Genomic DNA, 26613 nt, shown 5'->3' on the forward strand with positions numbered 1-26613 from the left:
AGCAGCGCGCGCTGCTCCAGTTCTTGTCTTGAGCATCGAATTTATCCGAAAATCGCTGCACACTTTTTGATCCGATGCTAATGAGCGCGGAAAATCCCCAGGAAAACCACGATGATCGATACCAAAACCCTCACCCAGCTCGGCGCCCACGTCGAGACGCCACAGAGCCCGGAGACCGCGGTCCTGGAGACCGTGCCGTTCCAGCGCGGCGACGGACCGCCGGCGATCGTGCGCTTCACCTGCCCGGAATTCACCTCGCTCTGCCCGGTAACCGGACAGCCGGATTTCGCTCATATCGTCATCGACTACGCACCCGATGCCACGCTCGTGGAATCGAAGTCGCTCAAACTGTTCATGACCTCGTTTCGCAACCATGGCGCTTTCCATGAAGACTGCACGGTGATGATCGGCCGCCGCATTGTGGCGGCAACGAAGCCGCTGTGGTTGCGCATAGGCGGCTATTGGTATCCGCGCGGCGGCATTCCGATCGATGTCTTCTGGCAGACCGGCGCTCCGCCCGAAGGCGCCTGGTTGCCCGACACCGGCGTTGCCCCCTATCGCGGAAGGGGCTGAAGCTATTTTGCGGACCTTTAGCGGGACAGCGCCCCCCTCTGTCCTGCCGGACATCTCCCGCACACGGGGGGAGATTGGCCGCCACATAGGCTTTCGCTAATCTCAAATCTTGCGAAGCGGGCGAGACGCTGGAACTGCTGATCTCCCCACCCGTGGGGGAGATGTCCGGCAGGACAGAGGGGGGCGCGAAGGATCGCAGGCGCTGACCCTCAATCAACATTATTCGCACTGATACTGGCTGAGCGCCCATTCACCGGTCACCGAAAGCAGATCGGATATCTTCCAGTCGCCGTCGACTTTCCTGAATTTCCATTCAAGGCGATGCGGGTTGCCGGCGACGACGAAGGCGACAATGACCTTGGCCTGGTCGCCATTGATCGCTTCGAGCGTCTTCAGGCTCTTATCGATCTCGGCCTTGTCATAGGCGGCATTGTCGAGCGCCATGTTGGGGTCGAGGCATTCGCCCTGCCCGGATTTGCGCAACGCGTCGCTCTTGTCGAGTACGGTCTTGGCCGGGTCGACGAAGTTTTTGCGCTGGGTCGGATCGAGCTCCAGTCCCACCTGATCGTAAAATGGCCGCACCACCGCCGTCGGGGATCCCGGCAGAATGGGTGCGGCCCGTGCGGCGTCGGCCGGCGGCCACCCAACCGGCGGTGTCGCCGGTTCCACCGCTGTCCCGGGTGGATTTGCGGGCGGTGCTGCGCCGGCCGGTGCCGCCACGGCCGGCGCATTGGCTGGCGGCGGGCCCAACAGGCCTTGTGCTGCGGCTGCGCTCATACCCACCGCCAGCACGCACATGGGCGACAGCACCAGGGCAAGACGCCGGAGCACGGGATCACTCCGGCGCTTTGTCGGGCATGCATTCCAGCGCGCTTAGCGTCCAGTTGCTGGTCTTGGAGGTGATGTCGGCGACCTTCCATTTGCCGTCGATTTGCTTCAGCGACCACAGCATTTCGCGTTTAGAATCATCGCCTTCCGCAAAAAGGCTGAAGGTGGCGGTGACTTCGGCCGTATCGCCATTGACGGTCTCGGCCAGCTTCAATGTCTTGGCAATCGACTTCTGGTCGAAATCCTGGGCGTCGAGGCCGGGATCGAAGTCGAGGCAGGCGACTTCGTCGGGCTTGTTCTTCGTTGCCTGGTCGTTGAGATCGAACAGCTTGGTCACCGGCTCGGTGAAGCGGTCGCGGTACTTTGCATCTCCCTCGAATTTCACCTCGGGCACATAAAAGAACTTCACGGCGTTGGAAGCCGGCCCGGCCAGCACCGTCGCTGGCAAGGCAATCGAAAAGACAGCGGCAAGCACTATCGGTTTCATGCAGGATCTCCGGAAGTTTGGCGGCAAGGCGGCAATACCAGACATCCTGCATATCGGCTTTTTTGCGGCTCATGAAGCCCCGGCTGCACCGTCTCAGCCATCCAGCCAGACGTTCTGCAGGTCCATCTCGAAGGTCTGGTGGACGCCGTAGTTTTTCACCTTCTTGTTCATGTGGCTGTAGAGCTTCTGCCAGAAGGGTTGAATGATGACGCCGGAATCCTGCAGGATCTGCTCGACATCCTTCATCACCTCACGCCGCTTCTCCACGTCGATCAGCGACAGCGCCTGCTTCAGCTTGGCGTCGAAGTCCGGGTTGGAATAGGCCGATTCATTCCAGGCCTCGCCGGTGCGATAACCAAGCGCCAGGACCTGGACGCCAAGCGGGCGCATGTACCAGATGGTCATCGAATAGGGATATTTCGTCCAGTCGTTCCAGAAGGTCGAGCCCGGCAGCACCGTGCGCTTGACCTTGATGCCGGCGTCGCGCAGTTGGCCGGCAATCGCGTCGCCGGTGTTCTTCTGCCAATCGTCCTCGACGGTGATCAGCTCGTGCTCGAAATCGGCCTGCCCAGCGTCGGCCATCAGTTTCTTGGCGCCGGCCGCGTCGCGCGTCTTCTTGGGCAGCGCGAAATATTCAGGATGGATAGGGCTGACATGGTGGTTTTCACCGACCGTCCCTCGCCCGGCATAGCCGAGTTCCAGCACCGCATTGTTGTCGACCGCCATCTGCAGCGCGTTGCGCACCCGCTGGTCGTCGTAGGGCTTGTGGGTAACGTTCGTGCGGGCAACCAGCGTGGTTGCCGTCGCAACCTCGGACTTCTCCAGCCCCATCTTATCCAGGATGTCGATGAAGTCGGCCGGCGTCTCGAAATTGAGGTCTATCTCGCCGGATTCGAAGGCGTTGATCGAAGCGTTGAAGTCGGTGCCGTAGTCGATGAACTCGACGCTGTCGAGCGGCGCTTCACCACCCCACCACTTGCCGTTTTCACGACGCTTGACCACCGCCTTCTGGCCGACATCGTAGGAGACCAGTTCGAACGGGCCCGTGCCGATCGGCTTCTTGACCGGGTCGGCGCCTTCGGCGTCGAAATTGCGGTGGACGACGAGCGCGGGATAATCGGTGAGGTTCGGGATCAGCGAAATGTCGGGCGCGCTGAGCGTCAGCTTGACCGTATTGTCGTCGACCTTGGCGATCGCGCCTTCCCTGGCCTTGCCCGACTTTTCGTCGATCAGCCCGCCGACGCGAGCGGCCATGGAGTTGCCGGCGACCTTCTTCTCGCACCAGCGGGTAACATTGAAGACCACGTCATCGGCGTTGAAAGCATCGCCATTGTTCCAGGTGATGCCCTTGCGCACATGCAACGTGTATTCCGTGGCGTCGTCATTGATGTCCCAGCTTTCGAGCAGCACTGGCTCGAAGGTGAATTCCCTGGTGTAGCGGACCAGCGGCTCCAGCCAGCAGCGCGAGATGTTGGCGAGTTCCACCCAGTCATAGGTGCGCGGATCTTTTTGGGCCTTGACCGACATCGATATGTGCAGCGTGCCGCCCTTCTTCGGCTCCTCGGCAAAAGCCTGTCCCGGCGCGGCAAGGCCGATCATGCCGTAGGCCAGCGCCGTCGATGCGCCGAACGCACTTGCCAATGCAAGAAACTCGCGCCGGTCCATACGGCCAGCACGCGTCTCTTGCGCCATCGCCTCGATGGCCGTTGGCACGCGATCGCCATTGCTTTTGAAAACTGTCATGTCTCTCTCCCTTGCGGTTCCCATCGGGTCTTCGCCCGTTATCAACTCATTCGTCGTTCTCTTAGCTAACGCTGTCGGGCAGCCTCTCTTCGCGCTGCGCGATAAAGTCCCTGAGGCCCTCGGCAATGCCCTCATCGAGTTTCGGCTCTTCATAGTCGGCCAGCATGTTGCGGGCTTTCTCGCGGCCGCGCGTGTCGTGGTCCTTCGCCCCTCCAGCCTTCCATTGTTCGTAGGAGTTGAAATCCATGATGGTGGGCATGAAGAATGCCGACTCGTAATGATCGAGCGTGTGCTGGGTGCCGAGGAAATGGCCCTGCGGCCCGACTTCGCGGATCGCCGCCATGGCCTCCTTGAAATCGTCGAACGGCAGGCCGCCGGCATATTTATACCAGCCGACAAGCTGCTCGCAGTCGGTGGCGAATTTCGAATAGCCGCAGGTCAGCCCGGCCTCCAACCAGCCGGCGGAGTGCCAGATATAATTGGCGCCGGCGAGGATGGCGGCATGCATCAGCATGTTGGATTCATAGCCGGCCTGGGCGTCGTTGAGCTTGGAGCCGACATGGAAGCCGGAGGTTCGCCAGGGCAGTTTGTATTTCCGCGCCAGCGCGCCCATCAGATACATCATCTGGGCGGCTTCCGGCGTGCCGCCCATCGGCGCGCCGGTCTTCATGTCGACCGTCACCATGAACTGGCCGTAGATTTGCGGCGAACCCGGGCGCAGCAGTTGGGTGAAAGCGACGCCGGCCAGTGCTTCGGCATTGACCTGCGCCACCGCGCCGACGGCCGAGGCCGAAGTCGATGCGCCGCACAGCGCAAAGGGAGCCAGGATCAGCGGCTGATTGCTGCGCGCATAGACCTTCATCGCGTCCAGCATGGTGGCGTCCCACACCAGCGGCGAGTTGCAGTTGGTAATCGACACCAGCACCGGGTTGTCGCGAACGAAATCTTCGCCAAAGACGATGCCCGCCATCGCCATCGTGTCTTCGGCGCGGTCTTTGGAAGTAACGATGCCCATGAACGGCTTGTCGGAATGCTTCAGCGCCGAATGGATGATGTGGAGATGCCGTTTCGGCACCGCGATCTCCATCGGCTCGCAGATGATCGAACTCGACGAATGCAGCGCCGGGGCCATGTAGGCGAGCTTGTGGAAATTGTTGAGGTCTTCAAGCGTGCCATAACGCCGGTTGTTGTCGAGGTCGCGCACGTAAGGCGCGCCATACATCGGCGCGAAGATGGAGTTCTTGCCGCCGACGCGCACGGTGCGCTCGGGATTACGCGCATTGAGGGTGAATTCGGACGGAACCTTCGCGACCAGTTCCATCAGCAGGCCGCGGTCGATGCGGACGCGTGTCTCGGACACGTCGGCGCCCGCCGCCTTCCACATGGCGATCGCCTCGTCGTCGCGGAACTCGCAACCGACCTCTTCGAGGATGGCGAGTGACTCCTGGTGGATCAGTTCCACCGCCTCGTCCGGGACCATCTGGTAGGTGGGGATCTCGCGGACCAGCGTCGGGAACGAGGTGACGGGGGCGCTCCTCAGCGCCTTGCGTCCGAGGCGACCGCCGCCGCGGCGGTGGGTTTGCTCGGTCAGTTCAGTGGCCGGTGCGTTCATGGAGCCTCCTCATTCCGTCCAACCAAGTTAGCGAGAGGAAATATGGATGTGATGCTGGAAAATCCTGATCTCTTGTATAAGCTCAGCTTATGCGTAGCCTGCGCCACCTCCTGCCCTCGGCCGGCAGCCTGATCGTCTTCGAGGCGGCGGGCCGGCTGTCGAGCTTCACCGCTGCCGGGCGCGAGCTCGGCATGACGCAGGCCGCCGTCTCTTATGCGGTGCGCGGGTTGGAGGAACAGCTTAGCGCGCAGCTGTTCCAGCGCCGCCACCGCCAGGTCGTCCTGACAGAAGCGGGCGAACGCTTCCATGCCGACGTCTCGCTCGGTCTGTCGCATATCCGCAAATCGGCCGAGGATCTGCGCCTGCAGGCGAGCGGCGGCCATGTCACGCTGGCGGCGTCGACCGCCTTCGGCTCGTTCTGGATGATGCCGCGCCTGCAGCAGTTCCGCGATGAACTGCCGGGCATCGACTTGCGCATCCAGACCGCCGACCGTGATCTCGACATCATCGCCGAGGGCATCCCGCTCGCCGTTCGCGGCGGCGAACCGCGCGACTGGGCCGATTATCATTCGCTGCCGCTGGCCGACGAGGAGATTTTTCCGGTGGTTGGCGCCAGCTATCTCGCGAAATTCGGCATGCCAAGGAGCGTCGCGGAGCTGGCGACGCATCGCCTGATCCACCTCGAGGAGCCCTACCGCGAGGCGGCTAGCTGGGACGAATGGTTCCAGTCTGCGGGCGGCAGGCTCGACAACACCGCGCGCGGCCTGCGCATCAACGATTACGGCCTCGTGATCCAGGGCGTCATGGAGGGCCAGGGCATCGCGCTCGGCTGGCGGCATCTGGCCGAACGGCTCCTGGCGTCGGGGCTGCTGGTGCCGGTGACCGACCATGTGCTGAGAACCGGCAAGGCGTTCTATGTGGTTTGGCCGAAGAACCGGGAGTTGAGCGAGAATGCGCGGAAAGTCAGGGACTGGCTGGCGGCGCAGGCTTGAAATCGGTTGCAGCGTAGTCACTATCGCGGAGTTCCTTCACACCCCCCTCTGTCCTGCCGGACATCTCCCCCGCAAGGGGGGAGATTGGCAGTTCATATGTCGCGTCACCCTTCAAGCATTGGAGATTGGCGAAAGCCGTCGTGACATCGGATCTCCCTCCTTGCGGGGGAGATGGCCGGCAGGCCAGAGGGGGGTGCTGTCCCGCTGGCGTCTCCAATGTCCGGCATTCATTGAAGCCTTCCGCACACCCTTCGAATCCGCCTATAATACCCCCATGCCCATTCGCCAGCTTTCCGAAACGATGATCAACCAGATCGCCGCCGGCGAAGTCATCGAGCGTCCGGCGAGCGTGGTGAAGGAACTGGTCGAAAACGCGCTCGACGCCGGCGCCTCCCGCGTCGAGGTCGCCACTGCCGGCGGCGGGCTGAACCTGATCCGCGTCACCGATGACGGCTCCGGTATCCCCGAACAGGAACTGGCGCTGGCCATTGCGCGCCACTGCACCTCGAAACTTGCCGACAACATTCATGATATCCGCTCGCTCGGCTTCCGTGGCGAGGCGCTGCCGTCGATCGGTTCGGTGGCGCGGCTGTCGATCCGTTCGCGCACGACCGCAGGCGACGCTGCCGCCGAGATCGCCATCGAAGGCGGCCGCGTTTCGGCGGTCAAACCGGCGGCGGCCAATCGCGGCACAACGGTCGAGGTGCGCGACCTGTTCTTTGCCACGCCGGCGCGGCTCAAATTCATGAAGGGCGAGCGGGCCGAAAGCTCGGCCACCAGCGACGTGGTCAAGCGCATCGCCATCGCCTTCCCCGCCGTGCGCTTCACGCTGGCCGGCTCGGACCGCTCGACGCTGGAATTGCCGGCGACCGATGACAGTACCGAGGGCAGCCTGCGCCGCGTCGCCCAGGTGATGGGCGCCGAGTTTCCCGACAATTCCATCGCTATCGACGCCAGCCGGGACGGCGTGCACCTGACCGGCCACGTCTCGATCCCGTCCTTCACCCGCGCCAACGCGCTGCAGCAATATGCCTATGTCAACGGCCGTCCGGTGCGCGACAAGCTGATTGCCGGCGCCATTCGCGGCGCTTTCGCCGATGTGCTGCCGCGCGACCGGCACGCGGTGACCGTGCTGTTCCTGACGCTCGATCCGGCGACCGTCGACGTCAACGTCCACCCGGCCAAGGCCGATGTGCGCTTTCGCGACCCCGGCCTGGTGCGCGGGCTGATCGTCGGCGCCATTCGCGAGGCGCTGGCCAATGCCGGCATCCGCGCCGCCACCAGCGGGGCCGCCGGGATGGTGGCGGCGTTCCGGCCGGGAGCCGCCTCCTACGCCCATGCGGGTCCTGCCAACGGTCATCGCAGTTATGACGCGGCCTACCGGGCCTCGGGCTTTTCGGGCTTTGACCGCTCGCCACAGCGGCCGCTGGATATGGGATTTGACGGCGCCGGCTTCCGCGAAAACGACCAGGCTGCATTCGACGCCGGTCCGCTCGCCAGCGCCGATGCGCGTGCCGGCTTAGCCGAGCCGGCCGAGACGCTGCTCGGCACCGCGCTGGGCGCCGCCCGCGCGCAGGTCCACGAGAACTACATCGTCGCCCAGACCAGGGATTCGCTTGTCATCGTCGACCAGCACGCGGCGCATGAGCGGCTGGTCTACGAGGCGCTGAAGAATGCCCTGCACTCGCGCGCGGTGCCCTCGCAGATGCTGCTTCTGCCGGAGATCGTCGACCTGCCGGAGGAGGACGCCGAGCGGCTGGCCATGCATTCCGAAACGCTGGCCCGGTTCGGCCTCGGCATCGAGCGTTTCGGCCCCGGTGCGGTGGCGGTGCGTGAGACGCCGTCCATGCTCGGCGAAACCAATGTCCAGCAATTGGTGCGCGACCTTGCCGATGAGATCGCCGACAACGATACCGTCGAGACGCTGAAAGAGCGGCTGGACAAGATCGCCGCCACCATGGCCTGCCATGGCTCGGTGCGCTCCGGCCGGCTGCTCAAACCCGAGGAGATGAACGCACTGCTGCGACAGATGGAGGCGACTCCCGGCTCCGGCACCTGCAACCACGGCCGCCCGACCTATATCGAACTCAAGCTCGCCGATATCGAGCGGTTGTTCGGAAGGCGGTGAGCACAAGCCAGGTCAGGCCACACGCTCAATTCACCAACAGGCGATAATCCTTGAACCTATGAGAGAAAACGTAATCCCTTGAGTAACCGGCGCCACCGCCGCGAAAATTCACGGAGATTATCTCGAAGCTTCTCCCAACCTGTTTTTGAACATTCATGTAGATGGGAGTCATCAGCATGCCGGCATCACAATCGTCGTCATCGAAAGCGATCTCCTGAACGACCTTCTTTTTCTTCTTATCGATGACCCGCAGCTTATTCATGCAGACGAGAAAGCCCGCTTTCTCGTAGACCCCGGCAAATCTGTGGGTGGCTGTCTGCGCCCAGAAGGGAATCTCGACGGTGCCGTCAACCTTCGCCTCACCGGTATCGTCGAGGCTTGCGACCTTCTTCAGCGTGATCGGGAACTTGTCCGAGCCCTTGCTCCAAGTCCCTGTTGCGCCGCTTTCGCCAAGGTCGAGAGAAAACGGACATCCGGCGGTGCCAACGGGCGTTTTCGATCCCATGACCAGCACCCGGTCGAACTCCCTGTCGTCCGCAATCTCGCAAAGGAAGACGCTGGTGCCACTGATCTTGCCGTACACCGCTATCGGGCTTTGCTTCGCGTCGTGGAAATAGCTCCCCTCGACCGTAATCCCGCTGCCGAAACTGTCATATCTCTGCAGCGATAGGTGGACGGGGTTAGGTCCGATGGAGCCTTCGTAGTTTTCGACCTGATACCAGCCCGCGGCGGCTTTCCCGGTCAGCAGCAAAACGCAAAACATTGCCGATATGAACAGTCTTCCCATTCCGTCCCCCAGTGAAGGCAGCGTACCATAGCTGTCCTTCCTCTGGGTGTCTGCGTTCTGATGGAAGCGGTTCCCGGTTTGAGTCCGAAAACAGCTCCAATCATTTGTTTTAACGCATCAAATTCACGACGATGACGCCGCCGAGCGCCAGCGCACCGCCGATTATGCCGAGCAGCGTCGGCACTTCGCCCAGCCAGAAGAAGCCGATCAGGGCTGACATGGGCGAGACCAGATAGAGGAAGTTCGAGGCGCGCGCTGCCGGAAGACGCGACAGAGCGGTTGCCCATGCGGCATAGGCGATCAGGCTGGGCACGATGCCAAGAAAGATCACGGCACCGATACCGGCCGTGTTGGCGACCGCGGCCTGCGCAAAGCCGCTCGGCAGAAAGGGTGCCAGGCAAAGCGCGCCAAGGATCATGTTGGAGGCCGAAATGGTCAGCGGGTGATGGCGGGCAAAGAGCGGCTTCTGCACGATCGTATTGACGGCCGAGCACAGCGCGGAGCCAAGAACCAGCAGCGCGCCGGTGTCGAAACTCAAGCCATTCTCGTCGGCCACGGCGATGATGCCGATGCCGGCGATAGAAATCGCCGTGCCGAACCAGGCCCAGCTTGAGAAGCGCTCGCCGAGCAATGCCATTGCCATGATGGCGGTGAAGATCGGGCTGACATTGATGATGAAACCGGCGGCACCCGCCGAAAGCGTCAATTCGCCGAAATTGAGCATGACAGTGTAGAGCGCGACGAAGATGGCGCCGCCAAAGACCAGGCGCCACACTTCGTCGAGCCTCGGCAGCGCCGGGCGCTTGACGGCAAGAAAGATCGCCGCCGGCACCGCGGCAATGGCAAAGCGCAACGCACCGAGTTCCAGCGGCCCGAAAGCGGCGAGGCCGGCACGGATCGCGGGAAAGGCCGAGGCCCAGCCAACCACCGTCAACGCCACGGCGATGGCCGCCGTGGTGTCCATCCGCTGTGTCGGATTCGACGTGCTGGTCGTTGCGCTCATCTGCCTGTCCTCGGGTTCCCAGAGTGTTGAAAGGCAGAAAGCGCCTTTTCGGCGCCGTTGACAAACGATCAAATCGAGGATCACCTGTGACTATGGATCACAGCTCAGACACAATGGTGCCGCTCGAGACCCTGCGCGCCTTCGATGCGGCGGCGAGAACGGGGAGCTTTTCGGCCGCGGCCGAGAAGCTCAACATCACCCACGGCGCCGTCAGCCGGCAGATCGCCAAGCTGGAAGACTGGCTGGGCCTGAAAGTGTTCGACCGCGGCGCGCGCGGCGTCTCGCTGACCATCGAGGGCAACCGCCTGCATCTGCGCACGGCGGAAGCCTTTGCGCTGATCTCCAGCCATTCCGACCGCTGGGTCGAGCCGCGCGGCACCGCCGTGGTGCGGCTGACCTCGATACCCTCCGTCAGCGGGCTGTGGCTGATGCCACGCATGGCGGCGCTGGAGAACAATCCCACCAAGCTGCGCATCGTGCTCGACGTCGACATCCGCCAGGCCGACCTTGCCGATGAAGGCATCGACCTGTCGGTCCGCTGCGGGCGCGGCGGCATTCCGGGCCGGATCTCGGTGAAGCTGTTCGAGGAACATGTCTTTCCCGTCGCCGCGCCTGGCCTTGCCCGCGAGATCGGTCGCGGCGACCCGGCCCGGCTGCTCAAATTTCCACTGATCAACGATTCCGACGCCTCCGGATGGCGTGCCTGGTTTGCCGCGCAAGGCATGGACTACCGCCCGCGCCCGCAGGACCGCCGCTTCGAGGACTATAATCTGGTGCTCGACGCTGCCGCCTATGGGCTCGGCATCGCGCTGGCGCGGCCGCCATTGACCCGACATCAGCTGGAGTCGGGCCGCATCGTTGCCGTCGATGAGCGCACGGCGCTGAACCCGGTGTCGTACTGGCTCGACCGGCCGCTGGGGCGGCCGCGCACGGCTGCCGCCGAGCTTTCGCGCCGCATCGCAATTGAGGCTGGGCTGGCGATGGAAAAGATGGAAGCGTTCCTCGAAGCCGAGCGATAGCGGCGATTGTTCGGTGCTCAGCCAAGCACCAGCAAGGCGAGCCCGACAATGGCGACGGCCAGAAACCCGGCTGCCAGCGCCATCAGGCCGACACGCATCTGCTGCCGGCCTTCGGGCTGGACCGTGTCATTCGACCCAGACATCGCCTGCCCCCGCTTCGCCGCCGCGTCGGTGGCGGAGGCGCGGCGCGGCGGCGAAACCTCCGGTGCGAGAAGCGCAAACCAGGGCAGTCCTGCCGGCTTTGCGGCAGCGCCATCATCGGCCCTGGCCGGCGGCACCGGCAGACCGCGCTGTGCTTCGTCGTTGGCTGGCGTCGCCTTGCCTGTCGCAGCCGTTGTCGGCCCGAAATCGTCGGGCGCCGCGTCACCCGGTTCGGCAAGCGCCAGATAGGCCTGCAGGATCTCGGCTGAACCCGTCTGCTGCCCCTTTGCGACGGCTGCGGACAACAGCGCCTGCAGCGCCGGCGCCGCTGCCGGCTGCAAAGGCGCACCGGATGGCGTCGGCGGCTGCACCAGCGCCTTTATAAGTGCTGCTTTCGCCGGATCGGCCTTCGCCGACGGCACCGCTGCCAATATCATGGCCTCGCGCAGCAGCGCAGTCAGGCGGGCGGATGAAATGTCCATGCCGGTCCCATAAGAATGGTTTGGAGCCGACAATAGCGCCTCAGCATTGCGTCAAGCTTGACCTTGCCGGCAATTTATGGCGATGAAATCAGCATGAACTCTGGCACCACCCCATGATGAACCGCTTCGAAGGCCCTGGCGGCAAGGAAGCCCGGATCCGCTATCTCGACGGCGACTTCCAGGTCACCAGCCCCGGCGCATTCGTGCGCTGCGCTGTGACCGGTGAGAGCATTCCGCTGGACGAGCTCAAATATTGGAGCGTCGCCAGGCAGGAGCCCTATGTCAGCGCCGCCGCCTCGCTGCGCCGCGAGATCGAAACGCATCCGGACCTGCGCAGCCGGGGCTAGATCGGCACACCGGAAAGCAAGGCTCACCGTCGATCTGATTTTCCTGGAACGCCTGCGGGACTATGCTTTGAGGATGCCGGCGCGTTTTCGACCGAAAAGTCGAATTTATGAACAAGCCGATCTCCGACAAGCACTTTGATGGAATACGGCCCGATCGGATCACCCTCGGCCATGCACCACCCATGCGAGATCCATCCGTCCTGCGGTTTGTAGAACATGGTGGTCTCGGAGACCCTTCGATCGCCCGATAGCTTGCTCAAGCTGTATTCGTTTCCGTCGATACCACCCCACTGCCTGGGCTCCGCGGGAAGCGCGAACACCTCGGTGACCGATACCAGTCTGTCGCCTTGCGCCAGACGTACGCGCCATTCAAAGCAGGCGCTATCGGGGATAAGCGGTACAATGTTTGAGGGCCGAACGTGGGTAGCACCGTCCGCTTCGGTGACCGAGACCAGAAATTCGCTGTCGGTCGCGGTGGGTGCCTGCGCCGAAGATGGGTTCGCCATCGCCACAAGAACAAAGCCCACAAAGAGTGCCCGCAACCTAACCATTCCACCCCCCGCGCTGAAGCCGGTCTGACTTATAATTGTGATAAGCGGCGAGAAATATCCTGTGTCAACGCGGGAGCGCCCTACCCTCGCAGCCGGCGCTGTCTCCAGGCATCCAGCGTCTCATCGATGATCCGCTCCGGCACATTGTCGAGCTCGAACGTGGCGTCTATCTCCAGCACGTCGAGTTGACCAAGGAATTCAGCCGAGGCTGCGCCATGGCGCAGCCGGGCTGCGTCCTTGGCGGTGGTCACGAGGCCCAGTCCCTCACGGCGCGCGGTTGCCGCCAGTTCGGCGAGTTCGTCGGGGGCATAAAAATGATGGTCCGGAAACGACCGGCTCAGCGCCACTTCCGCGCCCGTGCCGCGCAGCGTCTCGAAGAATTTTTCGGGATGGCCGATGCCGGCAAAGGCGAGGAACCGCCGGCCGGCGAACCGCTCCTTGCCGCCCGGTTCAGCATGCGCCTCGAAGATCGGCCGGCCGGCGCGCGCCGCCTGGCGCACGACCTGGTCGGCGGCGGTGCCCTCGCCCATCTTCAACAGCCCATCGGTGAACACCAGTTGGTCGACGACGTTGGCGCGCAGCGGCCCACCCGGAATGACGCGGCCATTGCCGATGCCGTAGCGGGCGTCGACGACGACCAGCGCATAATCAATATGGATGCGCGCGCTCTGAAAACCGTCATCCATGATCAGGAAATCGCAGCCATGGGCTTCCATGAGCAGCTTGGCGCCGGCGGCGCGGTTCGGGCTTACCGCAACCGGCGCATGCTCGGCCAGAAGCAGCGGCTCGTCGCCGACATGCTTGGCGGCGTCGTGACTGGCATCGACAACATGCGGCTGCGCAAACGAGCCGCCATGGCCGCGCGACAGGAATCCGGGATTGAGCTGCATGCGCCTGGCCTGCTTGGCCAGCGCGATGGCGACCGGCGTCTTGCCGCTGCCGCCGACGGTGAAGTTGCCGACGCAAAGCACTGGTGCGTCGATCTTTTCACGTACCGCCCGGTGCATACGGCGGCCGGCGACCATGCCATAAATCGCTGATAGCGGCGACAGCGCAAAGACCCGCCAGTCCGGCGCTTCCCACCAGAAAGGTGGTGCTTCGGACGCCACCTATCGCCCGTCGGCGCCCTTCAGGCGCGACTTGACGATCAATGGCTGGATATAAGGCTCAAGCGATTTCAGCGTGTGCGCCAGCGCACCGCGCATCTGGTCGACGGTGGCGGCACCGGCCGCCATCATCTCATGGCGCGCGACTTCATTGCTCAGCAGGAAATTGACGGCGCCGGCCAGCATGTCGCGGTCACGCACCAGCTTGGCGCCGCCGCTGTCGAGCAGACGCTGATAGGCTTCACGGAAATTCTGGACGTTGCGGCCGGCAAGCACGGCGGTGTCGAGCATGGCCGGCTCCAGCGGGTTCTGGCCGCCTTCCGAGGTCAGCGAGCGGCCGACAAAGGCGATTTCCGTCAGCCGGAGATAAAGCCCCATCTCGCCGATCGTATCGCCGAGCAGGATATCGGTGTCGGCGGTGATCCGCTCGCCCTTGCTGCGCCGCGCCAGCTTCAGCCCCATTCCGGAAATCTGCGCGGCAAGGGCTTCGGCGCGGTCGGGATGGCGCGGGACGATGATCGTCAGCAGGCCATGGTGGCGCTTGTAGAGCGTGGCGTGAACTTCCGCCGCGACCACCTCCTCGCCGTCATGGGTCGAAATTGCCGCCCAGGTCGGGCGGCCGGCGATCTGTCGCTTCAGCGTCGCCAGCGCCCGTTCGTCGACGGGCGGCGGCAAGGTGTCGACCTTGAGGTTGCCGGACACGGTGACCGGCCGGGCGCCAAGCGCGCGAAACCGTTCGCCGTCGACATCCGACTGGGCAACGACATGTGCAAGGTTCTCGAACAGCGCCTCGGCGATGTTGGCGCGCTTCTTCCAGGATTTGAACGAACGGTCGGAGAGCCGGCCGTTGACCAGCACCTGCGGCACGTGGCGGGCGCCGAGCTCGAGGATCGTCATCGGCCATATCTCGGATTCGGCGATGATAGCCAGGTCCGGCCGCCAGTGATCGAGAAAGCGGCTGACGGCCGGCTTGAGGTCGAGCGGAACATATTGGTGGATGATGCGGTCGCCCAGCCGTTCGTCGGCAACCTGCGCCGAAGTGACTGTGCCCGTCGTCAGCACGATGTTGACACCGTAGTCGAGGATGCTTTGCACCAGCGGCACGACCGCAAGGGTCTCGCCGACGCTTGCCGCATGGATCCAGATCACCGGCCCTTCGGGGCGCGGCCGCCCGGCAACGCCGTAGCGCTCACGGCTGCGGCTGCGGTCTTCCTTGCCCTGCGATGTGCGCCAGGCGACATAGGGACCCATCAGCGGATAGGCGGCTGCACCGGCAAGGCGGTAGGCCGCCAGGAAGGCGCGCGCCCAGCCGACGCTCATGGCCTGCCGTCCACGAGCCGATAGGCCTCGGCGGTTGCGGCATTGAGCGCGGCCGTGACTTCCTGGCGCTTGCGCTCCATTTCGGCCTCGTCGGCATTGGCCGGCACGAAAACCGGCGTTCCGATGACGATCGAGGAGCGGCCGAACGGCAGGTTGATGGTGGTCTTGTCCCAGCTCCTTTCCAGCACCTTGCGGCGGCTGGTGGCGATGGCGGCAGGCATGATCGGCCGGCCGGAAAGGCGTGCCAGCAGAACGATACCAAGCCCCGCGTCGCGCGGCGTGCCGTGGGGAATGTCGGCGATCATGGCGACGTTCTTGCCGGCCACGAGTGACTTTTTCAGGGCGATGAGCGCCTTGGCGCCGCCCTTGTCGAGATGCTTCGTGCTTTCACGCCCGCCGGAGCCGCGCACCGCCTCGATGCCGAATTTTTCGATCATCAGCGCGTTGAGTTCGGCGTCCGCGCTGCGCGAGACCATGGCGACCAGCGGCCGTCCCTTGGGATAATAGGCTGGGGTCAGCAGATGCTGGCCATGCCAGAGCGCGATGATGCCGGGTTCGAATTCGGCGTAGTCGCCGCCTGAAAATTTAGCCGAGCCTTCGACCACGCGGTTGGTCAGGCGCACCAGGCGGACGAACTGGGCGAGCAGGCTGACGATCATGCTCTTGACGATTCGCGACTGCGCCAACGGCTCGCGGATCTTGCGCCAGAATGTCTTCGAACTGCCGCCGCGTCTTCTTCGGACCGCGGCGCCGGTGGGCTGCCCTTTCACCGCTTCATGCTCCATCGCTGTCAACCGGCGGCCTTGCTTTCAGGGTCGAGCAGCCGGTGCAGATGGACGACGAAATAGCGCATATGGGCATTGTCCACGCTGGCTTGCGCCTTTGCCTTCCACGCGGTGTGCGCGGTTTGATAGTCCGGATAAACGCCAACGATGTCGAGCGCGTCGAGATCGCGGAACTCGGTGCCTCCCAGCTTCTTCAGCTCGCCGCCGAACACCAGGTGCAAAAGCTGTTTCTTTCCGTCTTCCGCGGCCATTTCGGTCCTTCACATATTGTGAGTTTGCGACAGGTCTAGCCCAAAGCTGCCGACTTTGGAACCTTCGATCACGCTTCCGTATCGGCAATGACGCCGGCAAGCACGGTCAGCAACTGCCCGCTGCCGGCGACCAGCGCGCCGTGACGGATGATCTCCCCGGCATAAAGCGGCGCGCGGCCATGGCCGTCGAGCACGGCGCCGCCAGCCTCGCGCAAGATGAGATCGGCGGCGGCGATATCCCAGTCATGCGCGTTGGGCTTGACGAAGGTTGCGTCGAGCGTGCCGTTGGCGACCATCGCCAGCCGGTAGGCGAGAGAGGGAATGTGCGCCGCCCGCCGCACCCGGCCCTGCCATTGCGCCGGCATCAGGTCGATCAACTGCTTCAGCCCGCCGATCTCGACCGTCTTACCCAGGCCGCGCACGGCAATCGGCTTGCCGTTGCGGAAAGCTCCATGGCCAGGCAGCGCCCAATAGGTTTCGCCCTTGGCCGGACATTCGAGCACACCGGTGAGCGTGCGGCCATTCTCGACCACCGCGACGCTGACGCACCACGAGCGCAGACCTTCGAGGAAGCCGCGGGTGCCGTCTATGGGGTCGACGACAAAGGTGCGCCGCGCCAGAAGCCGCGCCGGATCGTCAGTCGTTTCCTCTGATAGCCAGCCATAGTCCGGCCGCGCCGCAAGCAGGGTCTCGCGCAGATAGGCGTCCGCCGCGTGGTCGGCTTCGCTGACCGGCGAGGTGCCGCCCTTCATCCACACTTGCGGGTTCTTGCCGAAATAGCGCATGGCGATCGCGCCCGCCTCGCGGGCGGCGTCGCGCAGCAGATCGAGGTCTTCCGAGGCCCCGGCCGATATGACCGGGTCACGCTCCGGCAAGGGTCATTCCTTCGATCAGCAGCGTCGGTGCGGCAGTGCCGAAATCGCGGTCAAGATCGCTCGCCGGAACCATATTGAGGAACATCGTCTTCAAATTCGAGGCGATGGTCACCTCGGCCACCGGATAGGCAAGCTCACCATTGTCGATCCAGAAGCCGGATGCGCCACGGCTGTATTCGCCGGTCACCATGTCGACGCCCTGGCCGAACACTTCAGTGACATAAAAGCCGGATTTTAGCGACCTGATCAGGTCTTCCGGCGTCCTGTCGCCCGGCTCGATGGCGAGATTGGTCGAAGACGGCGATACCGACGAGCCGCTGCGCGCGCCGCGTCCGTTGGTGGTCAGCCCCAATTCCCGCGCGGCGGACGTCGACAGGAACCAGTGCTTCAGCACGCCGTTCTCGACCATCAACAGCTTTTCGCCCTCGACGCCTTCGCCGTCGAACGGGCGCGAGGCCTGGCCGCGACGCCGTAGCGGCTCGTCGGTGACGGTGATGGCAGCCGACGCAACCTGCTTGCCCATCATCTCGCGCAAAAAACTGGTCTTGCGCGCCACCGAAGCGCCGTTGATGGCGCCGGCGAGATGACCGGCAATGCCGCGCGCGACGCGCGGATCGAACACCACGTTGACCGGACCGGTCGCCGCCTTGCGGGCGCCGAGGCGGCGCACGGCGCGCTCGCCGGCCTTGCGGCCGATCAATTCCGGTGCGTCCAGATCGGAAAAATGCTGGTTCGAAGAGTATTCGTAGTCGCGCTCCATGCCGGTGCCTTCACCCGCAATCACGCTGGCCGAACGCGAAAAGCGCGACGCGACATAGTGGCCGACGAAGCCGTTCGACGTGGCAAGCACCAGCCCGCCGAGGCCTGCGCTGGCGCCGCTGCCGGCCGAATTGGTGACACCCTTGACTGCAAGGGCCGCTTCCTCGGCGGCAAGGGCCGCTTCCTTCAACTGATCGGCCGAAACCTCGGTGGCGTCGAACAGATCGAGGTCGCGCACCTTGCCAACCAGCAAAGCCGGATCGGCGAGACCCTGATAGGGGTCCTCGGGCGAGACTTTGGCCATGGCCACGGCGCGCTCAGCCAGCGCCTTGGGGTCCGATGCCGCCGTCGCCGAGACGCTCGCCACCCGGTTGCCGACGAAGACGCGCAGCGAGACATCGTCGCCCTCGGACGCTTCGGTGTGCTCGACCTTTCCCAGCCGCACCGACACGCCGATCGAACGGCCGCGCACGGCAACCGCGTCGGCGGCGTCGGCGCCGGCCCGCTTGGCAGCCTCGACCAGTGCCGCGACGCGGTCGGTCAATTTCGCTGCCTCTGATGTATCGGTCATGCGCGTGGTCCTGGCTGAAGCCGCGCCGGGCGGTAGCGGCTGCTGCACCATCTATTGTCCCAATGCGGCTTGTGCAATGGCGCACGGGCAATTGTCCCGCTGCGGCATAGCGCCCAAGCGGCCCGCAAAGCCATCCGCGGCGGCGCCACAGACGCGCGGCTTGACCGGTTTGTGAGTTTAACCGAGGCCGATTCCGTCAAGGAGTGGCGACCGGCGTCCAGATCACGTCATCGATCCTCGTCGCGCCCGTTGCCAGCATCACCAGCCGGTCGAAGCCAAGCGCCGAGCCGCTGGCTTGCGGCATGATGGCGAGGGCGGCGAGAAAATCCTCATCCAGCGGATAGCGCTCGCCATAGACGCGCTCCTTCTCGTCCATCTCGGCGGCAAAGCGCCGGCGCTGCTCGGCCGGATCGGTCAGTTCGCCAAAAGCATTGGCGAGCTCGACGCCGCAGCAATAGAGCTCGAAGCGCTCGGCCACGCGCTGGTCCTCCGCGCTCGGCCGGGCCAAGGCGGCCTCGGAGATCGGATAGCCATAGAGGATTGTGGCCCGCCCCTGCCCCAGCATCGGTTCGACCTTTTCCACCATCACGCGGCTGAACAAATCGGCCCAGTTGTCATCGTCGGCCGTGCGCAGGCCGGCCTTGACCAGAGCATCATGAAGTGCGGCGCGGTCTGTGCCGCCATCGGCAGAAACGGTGGCAAGAAGATCGATGCCGGCGTAACGCGCAAAAGCTTCCGCCACGCTCACGCGTTCCGGCTCGGCAAACGGATCGGCCTCGCGGCCGCGAAAGCGGAAGGTTTTGGCGCCGGCCCGCTCAGCCGCGAGCTTCAGCAGTTCGGCGCAATCAGCCATCAGGCTCTCATAGGTTTCGCCGACTCGGTACCATTCGAGCATGGTGAACTCCGGGTGATGCAAAGGACCGCGCTCGCGGTTGCGCCAGACGGCGCCCAGGCTGAAGATGCGCCGTTCGCCGGCGGCAAGCAGCTTCTTGCAGGCGAATTCCGGTGAGGTGTGGAGGTAAAGCGGCCGGCGCGCACCGTCGGCGCCGATAGCCTCGGTGGCAAAGGCGGAGAGATGCGCCTCATTGCCCGGTGATATCTGCAGCGCCGCCGTCTCGACCTCGATGAAGTCGCGCTCGCCAAACCAGCTGCGCATTGCGGCAGCTATGGCGTTACGCGCCATCAGCCGCGGCCGGCGGTCGGCGTGAACATCCGGCGTCCACCAGGGCGAAGCGCCAGTCATGGGTTTGCCGGGCAACGGAATTGCTGACAGGGCTGGCGGTTCGGGCCAAGATGCGCTACGGCGACGGCTCTCGCAGCCGATTTGCGCCGAACGATCGTTTCAGGCCAACGAAGTCTAGGATTGAAAACCGTGGTGAAGGTCATCGCCAGTTCGCTCCGTAAAGGCAATGTCGTCGACAAGGACGGCAAGCTTTACGTGATCCTCTTTGCCGAAAACATCCACCCTGGCAAGGGTACGCCGGTCACCCAGCTCGACATGCGCCGCATCTCCGACGGGGTGAAGGTTTCGGAGCGCTACCGCACCACCGAGCAGGTCGAGCGCGCCTATGTCGAGGAGCGCGAGCACACCTTCCTCTACGCCGACGCCGAGGGGTATCACTTCATGAACCCGGAAAGCTACGACCAGGTCGCGGTGCCGGAAAGCGTGGTCGGCGACATGGCGCCCTACCTGCTCGAAGGCATGGCGGTGCAGATCTCGCAGTTCAACGGCATCGCCATAGCCCTGGTGCTGCCGCAGCGCGCTACTTTCGAAGTGGTCGAGACGGAGCCGACGACCAAAGGCCAGACGGCGTCCTCGTCATACAAGCCGGCCGTGCTTTCCAACGGCGTGCGCACGCTGGTGCCGCCGCACATCGCGCCGGGTACCCGCGTGGTGGTGATGACGGCCGATGGCGCTTATGTGGAGCGGGCGAAGGACTGAGGCGCGAGCGCCTCCGTCCTGGTTGATCCGTTGCATTGCCTTCTGCGGCCGCTGGCTCGATAGTCCTGCCGATGTGGCAGACCTTTGTGACCTACTGGCCTCTAATCCTTGTGATCATTCCGATGCTGATGGCCGCCATCGGCATCGTCCACGCAATCATGACCAAGGAAGACGTGCGCGCCGCCACCGGCTGGGTCGGCGTGATGATCTTGTCGCCGTTCCTTGGCGCGATCATCTATGCCATTGCCGGCATCAACCGCATCCGCCGCGCCACGATCAGCGCCATGCGGCCCGTCGCCGGTGAAGCCGAGACAGCCAAACACGACCACGACATTGCGCTCGAAACACTCATCTCAGCCGAATTCGGCCAGCGCTTTGCCGGCCTGAAGACGCTAGGCGACAGGGTGGCGCGGCGCGGCCTGCTTTCGGGAAATGCAATCACCATCCTGAGGACCGGCGACGAAGCCTACGCGGCAATGTGCGGGGCGATCGACGGCGCACGGCGCAGCATCCTGCTCGAGACCTACATCTTCGACAATGACGAGATCGGACGACGTTTTGTCGGATCGCTGGCCGGAGCGGTCCGGCGCGGTGTGACGGTTCGCGTGCTGATCGATGCGGTGGGCGTGCGTTATTCCGTGCCCAGCATCCTTGGGACACTCCGGGAAGCCGGCGTCACCGTCGATCTGTTCAACGGCAACATCGTCATGGGCCTGAGACTTCCCTATGCGAATTTGAGGACGCACAGGAAAATCCTGATCGTCGACGGTGTGGTGGCGTTCACGGGAGGCATGAACATCCGCAAGGGATTTTCGGCCGAATTCGCCGGCAGCGCCAGTTCCGCGGATACGCATTTCCAGGTGACGGGGCTGGTCGTGGCCGACCTGTTCGCGGTTGCCGCCGAAGACTGGCGTTTTGCCGGCAACGAGGCCCTCAAGGACGAGGTCTGGCACGTAGAAAGGCCCTCGCCGCCTCCCGGTCAGCCGATCCTGGTGCGGGCGGTGGCGTCGGGGCCGGACGCCAGCATCGAAACCAACCACAAATTGCTGACGGGGGCATTTTCCGTCGCCCGCAAATCGATCCGCATCATGTCGCCCTATTTCCTGCCGGACCGGGAATTTGTCAGCGCGCTGGTCACGGCGGCCCGGCGCGGCGTCGAGATCGACATCGTCGTGCCCGCGGTCAACAATCTCTTCCTGGTCGGCCGCGCCATGACGGCGCAATACGACCAGGTGCTGAAGCACTATTGCCGCGTCTGGCGGCATGAGGGGTCGTTCGACCATTCGAAGCTGTTGTCGGTCGATGGCGTCTGGGCCTATGTCGGCTCCTCCAACCTCGACGCCCGCTCGCTGCGGCTGAATTTCGAAATCGACCTGGAGGTGCTGGATACCGGCTTTGCCGCCGAGATCGAGGGGCGCATCGGAGCGGCAATCGCTTCCGCCAAACCCGTCACACTCGCAACCCTAAGAGCGCGGCCATTTGTCATCCGGGTTTTTGACCGGTTGTTATGGCTGGGATCGCCCTATCTTTAGAATCAGGACAGATTGAACGCAGGCCTATGGATATAAACGGACGCAGCCTTCCTGAAACAGTGCTCCTGTCGATCCGCGGCAGGAAAGCGCGCAAGGCGAATGCGACGCCGCGCAAGCACATTGAAGGCGCCCAGATGGTGGTCGCCTCCTACAACGTCCACAAATGCATCGGCACCGACCGCAGGTTCGACCCCGAACGCACCGCCCGCGTCATCCGCGAGATCGGCCCCGACGTCATCGCGCTGCAGGAGGCCGACAACCGCTTCGGCGATCGCGCCGGGCTGCTCGATCTTGCCCGGATCGAACACGAAACCGGGCTTGTGCCGGTGCCGGTTTCCGGAAGCGGCAAGGGCCATGGCTGGCGCGGCAATGTGCTTTTGTTCAAGCGCGGCACCGTGCGCGACGTCCATCAGATCAAGCTTCCGGGACTGGAGCCCCGCGGAGCGCTGGTTGCCGAGATCGACCTCGACGAAACGCGCACTCTGCGCGTCATCGCCGCGCATCTCGGCCTGTTGCGCCGCTCGCGTTCGGAGCAGGCCCGCGTCGTGCTCGACATCATGAGCAACCAGGATGAAAGGCCGACCTTGCTGCTCGGCGACCTCAACGAATGGCGGCTGGGCAACCGCTCGGCGCTCAAGACGCTGCACGCCACCTTTGGTTTCACGCCGGCGGCGGTGCCGACTTTCCCCTCAGGCCTGCCGGTGCTGGCGCTCGACCGGATCATGGCCAACCGGCACGGCATGGTCTCGTCGGTGGAAGCCCATGACACGCCGCTGTCGCGGGTTGCGTCGGATCATTTGCCGCTGACGGCGTTCGTCAGCCTCTAACTCATCCGTCCCGCAGCCAGACCAGCATCTCGCCGGGTTTACGGTTGTCCCAGGCAAAGTACGGGACGGCGGTGATTTTCGTTTCGCTCACCGCCGGCGGATCGGTGCGATAGAGCCCGGTTTCCCAGTTTTCCTGGGCTTCCTTGCTGGCAAGTGCCGAAAGCGTGACGATGCCGCCGAGCAGGTTCGGCTCGGCATGCGCCTCGATTGTTGCCGTTCGCGGCAGAGCGATCCGATGCAACTGGCCGGCATTGTCGGTCTCCTCGACGCAATAGATCAGCGGACCGCGCGCAAGTGCGACGCGGCCGATGTCCTGACGCACCTCCGGATTGGCGAACAGACGGGCGATCGACATTTCGAGATCGAGTTCGACCCGGTCGCCCTGGCGCCACTCGCGCCGGATCGCGGCATAGCCGTCGCTGGTGATGCCGTCCAGACCGACCGCGGCGCCGTTGACCTTGAGCGCCGCCTTGCCGCACCAGGAGGGGACGCGCAGGTGCAAGGTGAACTCGACCGGCGCGTCGGCTTCGATCCGGATCGAGACCGCGCCATCCCAAGGATAATTGCTGGTCTGAATCAGACTGACCGCCCGGTTCGATATGTCGAAGCGCGCGGTGCTGTCGCCGTAGAGATGAACGGCGAGCGCGTCGTCCGACAGGCTGTAGAAATAGCTGCCGATGGAGGCGACCATGCGGCCGATATTCGGCGGGCAACAGGGGCAGCGATGCCATTTCCAGCGATTGTGCCTGCCCCGGCTCTCCAACGGGTTCTCGTAGAAGAACAGCGAGCCGTCGAGCGACAGGCCGGAGATCGAGCCGTTGTAGAGTGCCCGCTCCATCATGTCGGCGTAGCGGGCGTTGGGACCCATGCCGAGCATGCGGCTGGCCCAGAACACGAGGCCGACCGAGGCACAGGTCTCGGCATAGGCGGTTTCGTTGGGCAGGTCGTAGTCGCTGGTAAAGCCCTCATTGTGCGCCGATGGCCCGAGGCCGCCGGTGACATAGAGGTTCTTGGTGGTGAGATCGTTCCACAGACGGTCGAGCGCTACCCTGAGCGTGTCGTCGCCATATTCGGTGGCGATGTCGGCCATGCCGGAATAGAGGTACATCGCCCTGACCGCATGGCCGACGACCTTGTCCTGCTCGCGCACCGGCTTGTGCGACTGGTTGTACTCATAGGTCTTGAAATGATAGGCCTTCGGGTCGGCGCCGCGCGCACGCGCCTCCTCGTCGAAATAATGCGGCTGTTGCCCGCGCTGGTCGATGAAATACCTGGCCAGGTCCATGTATTTCTGCTCGCCGGTCGCCCGCGCCAGCTTGACCAGCGCCAGCTCGATCTCCTCATGGCCGCAATAGCCCTTCTTCTTGCCCGGCTCCGGACCGAAGGTGTCGGCGATATGGTCGACATAGCGGCACATGATATCCAGCAGCTTGCGCTTGCCGGTGGCCTGGTAGTAGGCGACCGCGCCTTCGATCAGATGGCCGGCGCAATAGAGCTCGTGGCAATCGCGCAGATTGGTCCAGCGCTTGCCGGGCTGGATACGCTGGTACCAGCTGGAGAGATAACCGTCTTCCTGCTGCAGTCTGCCGTAGAGGTCGATGACGGCATCGATCTTCTTCTCGAGTGCCGCGTTCTTGCGCCGGTAGAGCGAATAGGCCGCGGTCTCGATGGTCTTGCCCCAATCGGAGTCCCAGAACATCTGCGTCGTCACCGTCGAGCCGGTGAAGCCGGGGCTGGCAGCCTCGTCGGGCGACGGCGAATGGAACGGAATGACGACGCCCGGCGAGGGCCGGTCCGGGTCGATCTGCTCCAGCATGCGCGCCTCGACGCAGCGCTCGTAGAGGATGTCGGCGGTGCGCGACGCCACGGCATCGACACGGTCGCCCCAGAAGCCGCGGACATCGACCTGCGGCACCGGCAGTGGGCGGAAGGCGAGTTTGCCGGGCTTGGCGGATGGTTGAACGGTCATCGTGTCACTCCGTTGGATATTGGTCATTCACGGCGGGTCATTTCACCGCGCCGGCCATCAGGCCGCGGATGTAGAAGCGCTGCAGCAGCAGGAAGAGCACCAGGCACGGCACCATCATCACGGTGACGCCCGCCTGCACGGCGCCCCAGTCGATGGCGCCGAAGCGGCCCGACTGAAGTGCGGTCATCATGATAGGCAGCGTGAATTTGGACTGGTCGGTCATCAGCACGAGGGCGGCCAGGAATTCGTTCCAGGCTCCGAGGAAGGCAAACAGCGCGATGGTGACGATGCCCGGCCAGACCAGCGGCAGCATCACCTTGAGCAGCATGGTGACGTTGTTGGCGCCATCCATGCGCGCGGCCTCCTCGATCTCGCGCGGCACCGCGTCGAAGGCGTTGCGCATCATGAAGATCGAGAACGGCAATTGCAGCGTGGTGTAGACCAGGACCAGCCCGGTCAGCGTGTTGTGCAGGCCGACCTTGGTCAGCACCAGGAAGATCGGCGTCAGGATCGACTGGAACGGGATCATGATCGTCGACAGGATCACGATGAAGAGCACATCCTTCATCGGAAACCGGAAGCGCGAAAAGCCGTAGCCGGCCAGCACGCTGACGATCACCGACAGCACCACCGTCATCGATGCGACATAGAGGCTGTTTTGCGCCGGCAGCCAGAGGCCGTCGCCAAAGGTGTCGAGCGTGCGATAGTTCTCGACCGAGAAGCCTGTCGTCGGCCATGGCGGCAGCGGCGGCTGGCGCGCCTCCTGCGCCGGCTTGAAGGTCGACAGCACGGCCCAGACGATCGGCGCGATGAACAGCACTGAGGCGATCATGCCGGTCGAATGCTCGGCGATCCTGAGCCAGAGGCGGCTGCTGCGGCTTCTTGCCTGCGCCATCAGTCGATGCCCTCCGGCTTGCGCAGCAGCCACAGCTGCACCAGGCTGAGCGCCACCAGTATGGCCAGCAGGATCATCGACAAAGCTGCGCCATAGCCGAGCTTGAACGAAACGAAGGACTGGTTGAAGATCCAGTAGACGGCGGTCAGCGTCTGGTTGCGCGGGCCGCCGCGCAGGATGATGTAGAACTGGTCGAAGGCCAGGATCGAGCCGGCGATCGACAGGATCAGCGCCAGCGCCAGCGTGCGGCGCATCAGCGGCAGGGTGATGGCGCGAAAGCGCGCGAACGGCCCTGCCCCGTCGATCATCGCGGCTTCCTGCAGATCGGTCGGGATCGACTGCAGGCCGGTCATCAGGATGATCATGGTGAAGCCCGCCACCTTCCAGACGACCATGGCGATGATCGACCAGAAGGCCGGCTGGAAGGTCGCCAGAAGGTTGAACTTTTTCGCCGTCAGGCCGAAATCGTAGGCGGCAGGGCTGAACAGGCCGGAATCGACATTGAGCAGCCACGACCACAGCAGGCTGGCCGAGGCGAAGCCGACGACCGCCGGCATGAAGAAGGATGTCCGGTAAAAACCGGTCAGACGCCTGGGCTTTTCGATGAACAGCGCCAGCGGAAAGGCGACGGCGAAGATCACGATGGTGACGATCACGGTGTAGTAGGCGGTGAAGCTCAGCGCGTTCCAGAAACGGTTGTCGCGCAGGATCGCCCGGTAATTGTCGAAGCCGATGTAAAAATGCTCGCCCATCAGCGGCCAGTTGTGCAGCGACATCCAGGCCGTCATGCCGAGCGGAATGATGAAGAAGACGACGACCAGCGCCACGGCCGGCGCGACATAGAGCAGGCCGATCCACTGCCGGCGGCCGGCACCGACCAGTTTTCTGGCGCGTGGCGGGGTGGTGGTGGTGATGGTCATTTACCCTCCCCCTTGTGGGGAGGGTCGCTGCGCAGCAGCGGGGTGGGGGTGCGGCGCCGGCCTCCCACCCGGACCTGCGGTCCGACCTCCCCGCAAGGGGGAGGTAGGGCGTCGGTGCCATGATTGAGAATGCCAGGGGTCATGCTGCTCTTCCGTTGGATCTCGTAG

General features: G+C 64.1%; 26 protein-coding genes. 8 read left to right on the plus strand and 18 right to left on the minus strand.

Annotated features, from left to right (window positions below; genetic code table 11):
- Window positions 1–111 precede the first annotated feature (111 nt).
- Window positions 112–573: a preQ(1) synthase gene (queF, locus tag NKK50_RS16945; RefSeq protein WP_023682931.1), complete on the plus strand. Its 462-nt coding sequence runs from the start codon at window positions 112–114 to the stop codon at window positions 571–573.
- A gap of 219 nt (window positions 574–792) precedes the next feature.
- Here the strand turns inward: queF and NKK50_RS16950 are convergent, their stop codons facing one another.
- From NKK50_RS16950 to NKK50_RS16965, 4 genes are all read right to left on the minus strand, one after another.
- Complete coding sequence (locus NKK50_RS16950) at window positions 793–1404, minus strand: hypothetical protein (protein WP_031204700.1); 612 nt, start codon at window positions 1402–1404, stop codon at window positions 793–795.
- 4 nt (window positions 1405–1408) lie between these two features.
- Window positions 1409–1888: a DUF3828 domain-containing protein gene (locus NKK50_RS16955; RefSeq protein WP_023835126.1), complete on the minus strand. Its 480-nt coding sequence runs from the start codon at window positions 1886–1888 to the stop codon at window positions 1409–1411.
- A 93-nt stretch (window positions 1889–1981) separates the two neighbouring features.
- Complete coding sequence (locus tag NKK50_RS16960) at window positions 1982–3631, minus strand: ABC transporter substrate-binding protein (protein ID WP_023698003.1); 1650 nt, start codon at window positions 3629–3631, stop codon at window positions 1982–1984.
- A gap of 61 nt (window positions 3632–3692) precedes the next feature.
- On the minus strand, window positions 3693–5243 hold the full coding sequence (locus tag NKK50_RS16965) for a trimethylamine methyltransferase family protein (protein WP_023694427.1): 1551 nt from the start codon (window positions 5241–5243) through the stop codon (window positions 3693–3695).
- An 89-nt stretch (window positions 5244–5332) separates the two neighbouring features.
- Between NKK50_RS16965 and NKK50_RS16970 the strand changes: the two genes are divergently transcribed.
- Window positions 5333–6235 carry a LysR substrate-binding domain-containing protein gene (locus tag NKK50_RS16970; protein ID WP_023671586.1) on the plus strand — a complete coding sequence of 301 codons (903 nt, stop codon included), beginning with the start codon at window positions 5333–5335 and terminating at the stop codon, window positions 6233–6235.
- Between the two features lie 274 nt (window positions 6236–6509).
- The gene (gene mutL / locus NKK50_RS16975; protein WP_352543675.1) at window positions 6510–8363 is read left to right on the plus strand and encodes a DNA mismatch repair endonuclease MutL; all 1854 of its coding nucleotides are present in this window, start codon (window positions 6510–6512) and stop codon (window positions 8361–8363) included.
- 25 nt (window positions 8364–8388) lie between these two features.
- Here mutL and NKK50_RS16980 read toward each other — a convergent pair whose 3' ends face one another.
- Both NKK50_RS16980 and NKK50_RS16985 read right to left on the minus strand, forming a co-directional pair.
- Window positions 8389–9150, minus strand: a complete 762-nt coding sequence (locus tag NKK50_RS16980; RefSeq protein ID WP_155923615.1) for a hypothetical protein — start codon at window positions 9148–9150, stop codon at window positions 8389–8391.
- A 109-nt stretch (window positions 9151–9259) separates the two neighbouring features.
- The gene (locus NKK50_RS16985) at window positions 9260–10153 is read right to left on the minus strand and encodes a DMT family transporter (RefSeq protein WP_352499221.1); all 894 of its coding nucleotides are present in this window, start codon (window positions 10151–10153) and stop codon (window positions 9260–9262) included.
- A 92-nt stretch (window positions 10154–10245) separates the two neighbouring features.
- Here NKK50_RS16985 and NKK50_RS16990 point away from each other — a divergent pair, with 92 nt between their 5' ends.
- A complete protein-coding gene (locus NKK50_RS16990; RefSeq protein ID WP_023826123.1) occupies window positions 10246–11172 on the plus strand; it encodes a LysR substrate-binding domain-containing protein in 927 nt (308 codons plus the stop codon).
- 17 nt (window positions 11173–11189) lie between these two features.
- Here NKK50_RS16990 and NKK50_RS16995 read toward each other — a convergent pair whose 3' ends face one another.
- Window positions 11190–11795 carry a hypothetical protein gene (locus tag NKK50_RS16995; protein ID WP_352499220.1) on the minus strand — a complete coding sequence of 202 codons (606 nt, stop codon included), beginning with the start codon at window positions 11793–11795 and terminating at the stop codon, window positions 11190–11192.
- Between the two features lie 113 nt (window positions 11796–11908).
- On the opposite strand from NKK50_RS16995, the gene NKK50_RS17000 reads away from it, so the two are divergent.
- Entirely contained in the window at window positions 11909–12142 is a 234-nt protein-coding gene (locus NKK50_RS17000) for a DUF2093 domain-containing protein (RefSeq protein WP_023671580.1), read from the plus strand.
- Window positions 12143–12165: 23 nt separating this feature from the next.
- Here NKK50_RS17000 and NKK50_RS17005 read toward each other — a convergent pair whose 3' ends face one another.
- The 8 genes from NKK50_RS17005 to epmA form a co-directional block, all read right to left on the minus strand.
- Window positions 12166–12684 carry a PM0630 family protein gene (locus NKK50_RS17005; RefSeq protein ID WP_352543676.1) on the minus strand — a complete coding sequence of 173 codons (519 nt, stop codon included), beginning with the start codon at window positions 12682–12684 and terminating at the stop codon, window positions 12166–12168.
- 89 nt (window positions 12685–12773) lie between these two features.
- The gene (lpxK, locus tag NKK50_RS17010) at window positions 12774–13802 is read right to left on the minus strand and encodes a tetraacyldisaccharide 4'-kinase (protein ID WP_023705757.1); all 1029 of its coding nucleotides are present in this window, start codon (window positions 13800–13802) and stop codon (window positions 12774–12776) included.
- Entirely contained in the window at window positions 13803–15119 is a 1317-nt protein-coding gene (waaA, locus tag NKK50_RS17015; protein WP_352497297.1) for a lipid IV(A) 3-deoxy-D-manno-octulosonic acid transferase, read from the minus strand.
- On the minus strand, window positions 15116–15904 hold the full coding sequence (locus NKK50_RS17020) for a lysophospholipid acyltransferase family protein (protein ID WP_023682942.1): 789 nt from the start codon (window positions 15902–15904) through the stop codon (window positions 15116–15118). Before NKK50_RS17020 ends, waaA begins: the two co-directional genes overlap by 4 nt.
- 5 nt (window positions 15905–15909) lie before the next feature.
- Entirely contained in the window at window positions 15910–16155 is a 246-nt protein-coding gene (locus tag NKK50_RS17025) for a DUF4170 domain-containing protein (protein ID WP_023682943.1), read from the minus strand.
- Window positions 16156–16223: 68 nt separating this feature from the next.
- Window positions 16224–17030 (minus strand): 3'(2'),5'-bisphosphate nucleotidase CysQ, encoded by an 807-nt coding sequence (locus NKK50_RS17030; protein WP_023682944.1) that lies wholly within the window; start codon window positions 17028–17030, stop codon window positions 16224–16226.
- On the minus strand, window positions 17017–18360 hold the full coding sequence (locus tag NKK50_RS17035; RefSeq protein ID WP_031194038.1) for a TldD/PmbA family protein: 1344 nt from the start codon (window positions 18358–18360) through the stop codon (window positions 17017–17019). The genes NKK50_RS17030 and NKK50_RS17035 overlap by 14 nt, the downstream gene beginning before the upstream one ends.
- 196 nt (window positions 18361–18556) lie before the next feature.
- On the minus strand, window positions 18557–19603 hold the full coding sequence (gene epmA, locus NKK50_RS17040) for an EF-P lysine aminoacylase EpmA (RefSeq protein ID WP_023745485.1): 1047 nt from the start codon (window positions 19601–19603) through the stop codon (window positions 18557–18559).
- Between the two features lie 129 nt (window positions 19604–19732).
- Here epmA and efp point away from each other — a divergent pair, with 129 nt between their 5' ends.
- The 3 genes from efp (at window position 19733) to NKK50_RS17055 (ending at window position 22661) form a co-directional block, all read left to right on the plus strand.
- Window positions 19733–20302 carry an elongation factor P gene (efp, locus tag NKK50_RS17045; RefSeq protein WP_023682947.1) on the plus strand — a complete coding sequence of 190 codons (570 nt, stop codon included), beginning with the start codon at window positions 19733–19735 and terminating at the stop codon, window positions 20300–20302.
- A 71-nt stretch (window positions 20303–20373) separates the two neighbouring features.
- A complete protein-coding gene (locus NKK50_RS17050) occupies window positions 20374–21834 on the plus strand; it encodes a phospholipase D-like domain-containing protein (RefSeq protein ID WP_352543677.1) in 1461 nt (486 codons plus the stop codon).
- A gap of 26 nt (window positions 21835–21860) precedes the next feature.
- Window positions 21861–22661, plus strand: a complete 801-nt coding sequence (locus tag NKK50_RS17055; protein ID WP_023671569.1) for an endonuclease/exonuclease/phosphatase family protein — start codon at window positions 21861–21863, stop codon at window positions 22659–22661.
- Between the two features lies 1 nt (window position 22662).
- Here the strand turns inward: NKK50_RS17055 and NKK50_RS17060 are convergent, their stop codons facing one another.
- The 3 genes from NKK50_RS17060 to NKK50_RS17070 are packed head-to-tail and all read right to left on the minus strand — an operon-like array spanning window position 22663 to window position 26445.
- Window positions 22663–24630, minus strand: a complete 1968-nt coding sequence (locus NKK50_RS17060; protein WP_352543678.1) for a glycoside hydrolase family 127 protein — start codon at window positions 24628–24630, stop codon at window positions 22663–22665.
- A 37-nt stretch (window positions 24631–24667) separates the two neighbouring features.
- Window positions 24668–25525, minus strand: coding sequence for a carbohydrate ABC transporter permease (locus tag NKK50_RS17065; RefSeq protein WP_023745483.1), 858 nt, complete (start codon window positions 25523–25525; stop codon window positions 24668–24670).
- Window positions 25525–26445, minus strand: coding sequence for a carbohydrate ABC transporter permease (locus tag NKK50_RS17070; protein WP_023682952.1), 921 nt, complete (start codon window positions 26443–26445; stop codon window positions 25525–25527). The genes NKK50_RS17065 and NKK50_RS17070 overlap by 1 nt, the downstream gene beginning before the upstream one ends.
- Window positions 26446–26613 lie beyond the last annotated feature (168 nt).

Source organism: Mesorhizobium sp. M0001 (assembly GCF_040324255.1).
GTDB lineage: Bacteria > Pseudomonadota > Alphaproteobacteria > Rhizobiales > Rhizobiaceae > Mesorhizobium.

Excerpts from the sequence above, each read along its gene's own strand:
- NKK50_RS17050 (WP_352543677.1), top strand. The coding sequence starts at position 20,374 with ATGTGGCAGACCTTTGTGACCTACTGGCCTCTAATCCTTGTGATCATT.
- NKK50_RS17000 (WP_023671580.1), top strand. The coding sequence starts at position 11,909 with ATGATGAACCGCTTCGAAGGCCCTGGCGGCAAGGAAGCCCGGATCCGC.
- NKK50_RS16960 (WP_023698003.1), bottom strand. The coding sequence starts at position 3,631 with ATGACAGTTTTCAAAAGCAATGGCGATCGCGTGCCAACGGCCATCGAG.
- NKK50_RS17020 (WP_023682942.1), bottom strand. The coding sequence starts at position 15,904 with ATGGAGCATGAAGCGGTGAAAGGGCAGCCCACCGGCGCCGCGGTCCGA.
- NKK50_RS16980 (WP_155923615.1), bottom strand. The coding sequence starts at position 9,150 with ATGGGAAGACTGTTCATATCGGCAATGTTTTGCGTTTTGCTGCTGACC.
- epmA (WP_023745485.1), bottom strand. The coding sequence starts at position 19,603 with ATGACTGGCGCTTCGCCCTGGTGGACGCCGGATGTTCACGCCGACCGC.
- NKK50_RS16995 (WP_352499220.1), bottom strand. The coding sequence starts at position 11,795 with ATGGACATTTCATCCGCCCGCCTGACTGCGCTGCTGCGCGAGGCCATG.
- NKK50_RS16965 (WP_023694427.1), bottom strand. The coding sequence starts at position 5,243 with ATGAACGCACCGGCCACTGAACTGACCGAGCAAACCCACCGCCGCGGC.
- queF (WP_023682931.1), top strand. The coding sequence starts at position 112 with ATGATCGATACCAAAACCCTCACCCAGCTCGGCGCCCACGTCGAGACG.
- NKK50_RS16990 (WP_023826123.1), top strand. The coding sequence starts at position 10,246 with ATGGATCACAGCTCAGACACAATGGTGCCGCTCGAGACCCTGCGCGCC.
- NKK50_RS17060 (WP_352543678.1), bottom strand. The coding sequence starts at position 24,630 with ATGACCGTTCAACCATCCGCCAAGCCCGGCAAACTCGCCTTCCGCCCA.
- NKK50_RS17025 (WP_023682943.1), bottom strand. The coding sequence starts at position 16,155 with ATGGCCGCGGAAGACGGAAAGAAACAGCTTTTGCACCTGGTGTTCGGC.
- NKK50_RS17070 (WP_023682952.1), bottom strand. The coding sequence starts at position 26,445 with ATGACCATCACCACCACCACCCCGCCACGCGCCAGAAAACTGGTCGGT.
- NKK50_RS16970 (WP_023671586.1), top strand. The coding sequence starts at position 5,333 with ATGCGTAGCCTGCGCCACCTCCTGCCCTCGGCCGGCAGCCTGATCGTC.
- waaA (WP_352497297.1), bottom strand. The coding sequence starts at position 15,119 with ATGAGCGTCGGCTGGGCGCGCGCCTTCCTGGCGGCCTACCGCCTTGCC.
- NKK50_RS17065 (WP_023745483.1), bottom strand. The coding sequence starts at position 25,525 with ATGGCGCAGGCAAGAAGCCGCAGCAGCCGCCTCTGGCTCAGGATCGCC.
- NKK50_RS17035 (WP_031194038.1), bottom strand. The coding sequence starts at position 18,360 with ATGACCGATACATCAGAGGCAGCGAAATTGACCGACCGCGTCGCGGCA.
- NKK50_RS16985 (WP_352499221.1), bottom strand. The coding sequence starts at position 10,153 with ATGAGCGCAACGACCAGCACGTCGAATCCGACACAGCGGATGGACACC.
- NKK50_RS17055 (WP_023671569.1), top strand. The coding sequence starts at position 21,861 with ATGGATATAAACGGACGCAGCCTTCCTGAAACAGTGCTCCTGTCGATC.
- NKK50_RS16955 (WP_023835126.1), bottom strand. The coding sequence starts at position 1,888 with ATGAAACCGATAGTGCTTGCCGCTGTCTTTTCGATTGCCTTGCCAGCG.
- mutL (WP_352543675.1), top strand. The coding sequence starts at position 6,510 with ATGCCCATTCGCCAGCTTTCCGAAACGATGATCAACCAGATCGCCGCC.